Origin of the sequence: Phaeobacter sp. HF9A (assembly GCF_011806385.1) — a bacterium.
Taxonomy (GTDB): domain Bacteria; phylum Pseudomonadota; class Alphaproteobacteria; order Rhodobacterales; family Rhodobacteraceae; genus Epibacterium.
The window spans coordinates 1-6,309 of record NZ_JAATOX010000167.1 but is presented as its reverse complement, the minus strand read 5'-3'; the positions used below and the strand labels follow the sequence as shown (position 1 = coordinate 6,309).

At 66.6% G+C, this 6,309-nt stretch carries 6 protein-coding genes; all 6 read left to right on the top strand.

The window, feature by feature from the left end; translation table 11 throughout:
* Window positions 1-992 (top strand): cupin domain-containing protein (locus HCZ87_RS19080; RefSeq protein ID WP_167646424.1); only part of this gene is annotated, 992 nt, incomplete at its 5' end.
* Between the two features lie 122 nt (window positions 993-1,114).
* Window positions 1,115-1,546 carry a cytidine deaminase gene (locus HCZ87_RS19075; RefSeq protein ID WP_167646422.1) on the top strand — a complete coding sequence of 144 codons (432 nt, stop codon included), beginning with the start codon at window positions 1,115-1,117 and terminating at the stop codon, window positions 1,544-1,546.
* A gap of 5 nt (window positions 1,547-1,551) precedes the next feature.
* Window positions 1,552-2,859: a thymidine phosphorylase gene (locus tag HCZ87_RS19070; RefSeq protein ID WP_167646420.1), complete on the top strand. Its 1,308-nt coding sequence runs from the start codon at window positions 1,552-1,554 to the stop codon at window positions 2,857-2,859.
* Entirely contained in the window at window positions 2,856-4,079 is a 1,224-nt protein-coding gene (locus tag HCZ87_RS19065; RefSeq protein WP_167646418.1) for a phosphopentomutase, read from the top strand. Before HCZ87_RS19070 ends, HCZ87_RS19065 begins: the two co-directional genes overlap by 4 nt.
* Window positions 4,080-4,140: 61 nt before the next feature.
* Entirely contained in the window at window positions 4,141-4,773 is a 633-nt protein-coding gene (gene upp / locus HCZ87_RS19060) for a uracil phosphoribosyltransferase (RefSeq protein WP_167646416.1), read from the top strand.
* 193 nt (window positions 4,774-4,966) lie between these two features.
* Window positions 4,967-6,241 (top strand): SPOR domain-containing protein, encoded by a 1,275-nt coding sequence (locus HCZ87_RS19055; protein ID WP_167646414.1) that lies wholly within the window; start codon window positions 4,967-4,969, stop codon window positions 6,239-6,241.
* Window positions 6,242-6,309 lie beyond the last annotated feature (68 nt).

Below are 6,309 nucleotides of genomic sequence, written 5' to 3'. Positions count from 1 at the left end.
ACCCGGCGGATGACCCCAGGGTCGGGGTGTTTTCCGGCCATGGGCTGCGGCTGCGGATTGATCGCGATGCCGAAACCGCGCCAGGCGTGATCCGCATCCTGACCGAACAGCCCGAGGCGTTTGCCGACGGCGCGCGCAACCTCACCGCGCCCAATGGCACCGAGATCCTCATCGAGGAGCGCAACCCGCCGCTGGTGATGCCCACCACCGCGCATAGCTTCGTTGTGCGGCGGCTGAAGGATCAGGCGCCCTGGATCATCGGCCGGGCTGGCATGCATTACCGCGATCTGGTGCCCGACCGGCTGGGGGGCTCGATCATTGCCAGCCATATCCGCATCCCCGATGGCGGCCCGGTGCCGGATATGGTGCATTACCACAAGGTCGGCTTTCAGCTTATCTTCTGCATCCACGGCTGGGTCGATGTGGTCTATGAAGATCAGGGCGACAAGATGCGTCTGACGGAGGGGGATTGCTTTATCCAGCCGCCGGAGATTCGACATCGGGTGCTGGAGGCCAGCGACAATGTGCAGGTCATCGAGATCGGTGTGCCCGCCGAACATGTCACCGAGATCGACCACGAGATGACCCTGCCGACCGCGCAGCTGCGCCCTGATCGCGAATGGCAGGGCCAGCGCTTTGTCTACAATCGGGCCGAAGGGGCGGAATGGCAGGACTTCCGCCTGCCGGGCTTCATCTGCCGTGACACCACCATCGCCGAGAACACCAAGGGCGTTGCCGGGGTCGAGGTGATCCGCCCGGCACCCGGCGGCGGCACCAGCCCCTGGGCCGCGCATGATACCGATATACATTTCACCTTTGTGAGGTCGGGACGCGTGACGCTGGAGGGCGAGGGGCGCACGCCCTATGAGTTGGAGCAGGGCGATGCCTTTGTGATCCCGCCGCATATGAAAACACGGCTCAGCGCCGCGTCTGACGATCTGGAGCTGCTGGAGGTGACCCTGCCGGGACGCTTCCGCACCTTGATTGACTAGGCGGCGGAGCCTGCCAGGGGGCCGGTGCTTTTCGGGTTTGACCGATTGGTCAAATTCGACGAGAACCGAGCCCCAACAGCATCGCAAACATGCCCCCGCCCGGGGCCAAGAGGGAGAGACCCATGTCCACCACCGACCAAAACGCCGCCGAGACCTCTGGCAACCCGCTGCGTCGCCCGGCCGCCGCAGTGCGCGAAAACGCCCATGCGCCCTATTCCAACTTCAAGGTGGGCGCGGCGATCCGCGCAAAATCCGGCACCGTCTATGTGGGCTGCAATGTTGAAAACGTCGCCTATCCCGAGGGCACCTGCGCCGAGGCAGGGGCGATTGCGGCGATGGTGGCGGCAGGCGAGACTGAGCTGATTGAGGCCTATGTGATCGCGGATTGCCCCAGCCCCGTGCCCCCCTGCGGCGGCTGCCGTCAAAAGCTGAAGGAATTCGGCGCGGTTGCGGTGCCGGTCACCCTGGCCACCACGGAGGGGGTCGAGATGCAGACCACGATCGGCGACCTGCTGCCCGGGGCCTTTGACGCGGGCTATATGGAACGGAGCTGATCCCGATGGATGCGCGTGCGGTGATTGCAAAGCTGCGACTGAAACGGGTGCCCACCGCGCCGGAACTGGCCTGGTTTGCGCAGGGTCTGGCCTCTGGCGAGGTCAGCGATGCGCAGGCCGGGGCCTTTGCCATGGCGGTCTGCCTGAACGGCTTGCCACCCGCCGCCCGCAACGCCCTGACGCTGGCGATGCGCGACAGCGGCGATGTGCTGCGCTGGAATCTGCCCGGGCCGGTGGTGGATAAACACTCCACCGGCGGGGTGGGCGATTGCGTGTCGCTCCTGCTGGCGCCCGCGCTGGCGGAATGCGGTGCCTTTGTGCCGATGATCTCGGGGCGGGGGCTCGGGCACACGGGCGGCACATTGGACAAGCTGGAGGCCATTCCGGGCCTCAGCACCCAGGTTTCGCAAGATCGGCTGAGCCGCATCGTGGGCGATGTCGGCTGTGCCATCGTGGGGGCCACGGACCGGATCGCGCCAGCGGACAAGCGGCTCTATGCGGTGCGGGATGTGACGGCCACGGTGGAGAGCCTCGATCTGATCACCGCCTCGATCCTGTCCAAGAAACTTGCCGCCAGCCCGGAGGCGCTGGTGCTGGACGTCAAGATCGGCTCCGGCGCCTTTATGAAAACCCTTGATGAGGCGCGGGCGCTGGCCACATCCCTGGTGGAAACTGCCAATGCCGCAGGCTGTCCGACGCAGGCGTTGATTACCGATATGAACCAGCCGCTGGTGCCGAGCCTTGGCAATGCGCTGGAGATCGGAGAGGTCATGCGGGTGCTGACCGGCCAGCGCAGGGGCGCGATTTTTGACATCACCACCGCTCTTGGCGGCGCGCTGTTGCATCAGGCCGGTCTGGCCGAGACCGCCGCAGCGGGCGAGGCGCAGATCGCCGCTGTGCTGGAGGATGGCCGCGCGGCGGAGCGTTTTGCGCGCATGGTGGCGGCGCAGGGCGGCCCGATGGGGTTTGCCGAGGACTGGGCAGCCTGCCTGCCCGAGGCGCCGGTGATCCTGGAGGTCACCTGCGAGGAGGCGGGCTATATCTCCGCCATTGAGGGCGAGGCGCTTGGGCTTCTGGTGGTGCGTCTGGGCGGTGGTCGCATGGTCGAGAGTGACAAGGTGGACCCCGCGGTGGGGATTTCCGATTTGCTGCCCCTGGGCGCGAAAGCTTCCAAGGGCGATGTCCTTGCCCGGATCCACGCCGCCCGCGCCGATGTTGCGCAAGAGGCGGCCTTGGCCTTGCGGGCGGCGGTCAGCGTTGCGCCTGTGGCCCCCGGGCTGCCGCCGCTGCTGCATGAAAGGATCACGGGATGACGCGGGCGTTTCTGGTGGTGATGGATTCGGTTGGCATTGGCGGCGCGCCCGACGCAGGCGCCTATTTCAACAAGGATCTGCCGGATCTGGGGGCCAATACGGTGGCCCATATCGCCCAGGCCTGCGCCGAGGGGCGGGCAGAGGCGGGGCGCAGCGGTCCCTTGCGCCTGCCGACGCTGGATGGGCTGGGGCTGGGAGCTGCGCTGCGGCTGGCCTCCGGTCAGCCTGCGCCGGGGCTCGATGCGGTGCCAGGCGGGCTCTGGGGGGCGGCGGCTGAAGTGAGCGCGGGCAAGGATACGCCCTCGGGCCATTGGGAGCTGGCCGGTTTGCCGGTGCCCTGGGACTGGAGCTATTTTCCCGAGGAGGGCCCGGCCTTTGACGCCGATCTGATCGCCCATGTCACCGCTGCGGCCGGCACCGGGGGCATATTGGGCAATTGCCATGCCTCCGGCACCACCATCATCGCCGAACTGGGCGCAGAGCATATGCAGAGTGGCTGGCCGATTTGCTATACCTCTGCCGACAGCGTGTTTCAGATCGCCGCCCATGAGGAGGTCTTTGGCCTTGAACGCTTGCTGGCGCTCTGCGAGGCCATCGCGCCCTATCTACATGCGCGCAAGGTGGGCCGGGTGATCGCGCGCCCCTTTGTCGGCACCCCGACTGACGGCTTTGCGCGCACCACGAACCGGCGCGACTATGCCATCAAACCGCCCGCGCCGATCCTCACCGATTGGGTGCAATCCGCTGGCGGCCGGGTGCATGGCATCGGCAAGATTGGCGATATCTTTTCCATGCAAGGCATTGATACCCTGAAGAAAGGCTCCGATGCGGCGTTGATGGGCCACCTTCGCGACGCGGTGGAAAACGCCGAAGAAGGCAGCCTGACATTCGCCAATTTTGTCGAGTTCGACAGCCTTTATGGCCATCGCCGCGATATCTCGGGCTACGCCCGGGCGCTGGAGTGGTTCGACGGTGAAATCGCCCGGGTGATCGAGCGGATGCACGCAGGCGATCTGCTGATCCTGACCGCGGATCACGGCAATGACCCGAGCTGGCCGGGCTCTGACCACACCCGCGAACAGGTGCCGGTGCTGATCGCCGGGGCGGGGGCGGGCTCTATCGGGGCGGTGCGTTTTGCCGATGTCGCGGCCTCGGTTGCGGCGCATCTGGGCGTGCCTGCGCAGGGGCCGGGGCGGTCCTTCCTTGGCGCGCGCGAATAACGCCTTGCCTGCCCGCAGCCCCAAAGCTTATGACAGCCCGGTATAAAAAGGAGCCCGCCCGATGAGTGACCATCTGACCGTCGTTGACCACCCGCTGGTGCAGCACAAGCTGACCATCATGCGCAACAAGGCCACCTCTACCTCGGAGTTCCGCCAGCTCCTGCGCGAAATTACCCAGCTGCTGGCCTATGAGGTCACCCGCGAGCTGCCGCTGACCACCACCAGCATCGAGACCCCGATGGAGGATATGGAAGCGCCGATCCTGGCGGGCAAGAAGCTGGCGCTGGTGTCGATCCTGCGCGCGGGCAACGGCATGCTGGACGGGGTGCTGGAGCTGGTGCCCTCGGCGCGGGTCGGATTTGTCGGGCTCTATCGTGACGAGGAAACCCTGCAACCGGTGCAATATTACTTCAAGGTGCCGCAGCAGATCTCGGACCGGATGGTGATCGCGGTGGATCCGATGCTGGCGACCGGGAACTCCTCGGTGGCGGCGATCGACCTGCTGAAAGAGGCAGGCGCCACCGATATCCGCTTCCTCTGCCTGCTGGCCGCGCCCGAGGGTGTGGCGCGGATGAAAGAGGCGCACCCCGATGTGCCGATCGTCACCGCCTCGCTGGATCGCGAATTGAACGAGAAGGGCTATATCATGCCCGGTCTCGGCGATGCGGGCGACCGGATGTTCGGCACCAAGTAGGCCGTTTTGCGCGCTGCACCATGCCGATTGCCGGGCATGGTGCGGGCTGTATTCCCGTCTCCCCTGCCGTCGCAGGGGGCGGGGATGCAACAGCGCCGCCGCATTGTGGATTAGTTTCGCACGGCGGCCCGGCAAATCTTTACTCTATGTCAATTTTGAGGCAGTCTCGCGCCATATGTTGTGGGGTGGGGCCATGAAATTTACTAGAATTGCGGCAGTGTCCATCATCTTGGTTGCGGGTCTTGGGGGGAGCGTTCAGGCGCAGACCATTCGGCCCTCGGCGCAACCGGCAGAATTCCCGCCCGCCTCCTACAGGGGGCGGCAGTTTGTCGACAGCAAGGGCTGTGTCTTTATTCGCGCCGGGGTGGATGGCAATGTGACCTGGGTGCCGCGTGTGGACCGCGCGCGCAAGCAGCTTTGTGGGGCGCAGCCGACCCAGATCGCAGGCGCAACCAGCCGCCCTGCCAGTGCGCCGGCGCCCGAGCTTATCACCCTGCCAGAAGCCGATCAGCCCCAGGCCACCGCATCGCGCCCGCCTGTCGCCGCGGCGGTAAAACCGCAGCGCAGCCCGGCCAGCACCTCCACCGGTGCCGCGACACCAGTCATTGTGCCGGCGCGTCCGGTTCAGCCGGTGCCGCAGATGGCAAAACCGGCCCGCAGGGTCGCGCCCCCGCCTGCGCCTGTCGTGCCAGCGCCCTCGACCACGGGCGGGCGCTGCCCCGGGGCTTCGGCGCTTAGCCAGCAATATATCAACAACAGCGCCGATGTAAGGTGCGGGCCGCAAACCGAAGATCCGCTCAGCAGCCTGACGCCCAACACCCGGATCCTGCCGACGCATGTCTATCAGGAACGCCGCCTCAGCGCAGATTTGACGGTGCCCGAGGGCTATCGCGCCGCCTGGGAAGACGGGCGGATGAACCCGCGCCGCGCCGAGCGCACGGTGCAGCAAGGCAACCTGAGCGCCGGGATCATGGTGCCGCAGGGCTATGTGCTGGCCGAGCGGGATGACAACCGCTTGAACCCGATGCGGGGCGTTGGCACGGCTGCCGGGGATGCGCAGATGGCGCAGGTCTGGCAGGATGGGGTGCCGCGCCGCGCGGTGGTGCCTGCGCTGGATAAAACCCCATTCAAGCTCCGCCAGGGGCAGGCGGCCGTTGCGAGCTCCGGCCTTGCGCCTGTGGTGACGCGGCTTTCGACCCGCTCGGCCAGCGACGCGGTGTTGCCAGAGGTCACGCAGCCCGCGGCGCAGCGCTATGTGCGCGCGGCGACATTCGCCGACCCGGCAGAGGCCCGCGAAGTCGCCCGTGCCTTGCAGGCCGCCACCGGATTGCCGACGCTGCTCGGCACCGTCACCCGCAAGGGCCAGCCTTTCAAAGTGGTGCTTTCCGGCCCCTATACCGTCGGCGCGGAAAAGGCGTTGCTCCGCATCCGTTCCGCAGGTTTCAGCGGTGCGCGGTTGAGCAAATAGGCCAGGCGACTGCCCCAGGCGCGGAGATCGCCTGACACGCGCCACGAAGAACAGGCGCCAGAAACAAG

Bases quoted from the DNA above. Each gene is read 5' to 3' on its own strand.
- HCZ87_RS19055 (WP_167646414.1), top strand. From the start codon at position 4,967: ATGAAATTTACTAGAATTGCGGCAGTGTCCATCATCTTGGTTGCGGGT.
- HCZ87_RS19065 (WP_167646418.1), top strand. From the start codon at position 2,856: ATGACGCGGGCGTTTCTGGTGGTGATGGATTCGGTTGGCATTGGCGGC.
- upp (WP_167646416.1), top strand. From the start codon at position 4,141: ATGAGTGACCATCTGACCGTCGTTGACCACCCGCTGGTGCAGCACAAG.
- HCZ87_RS19075 (WP_167646422.1), top strand. From the start codon at position 1,115: ATGTCCACCACCGACCAAAACGCCGCCGAGACCTCTGGCAACCCGCTG.
- HCZ87_RS19070 (WP_167646420.1), top strand. From the start codon at position 1,552: ATGGATGCGCGTGCGGTGATTGCAAAGCTGCGACTGAAACGGGTGCCC.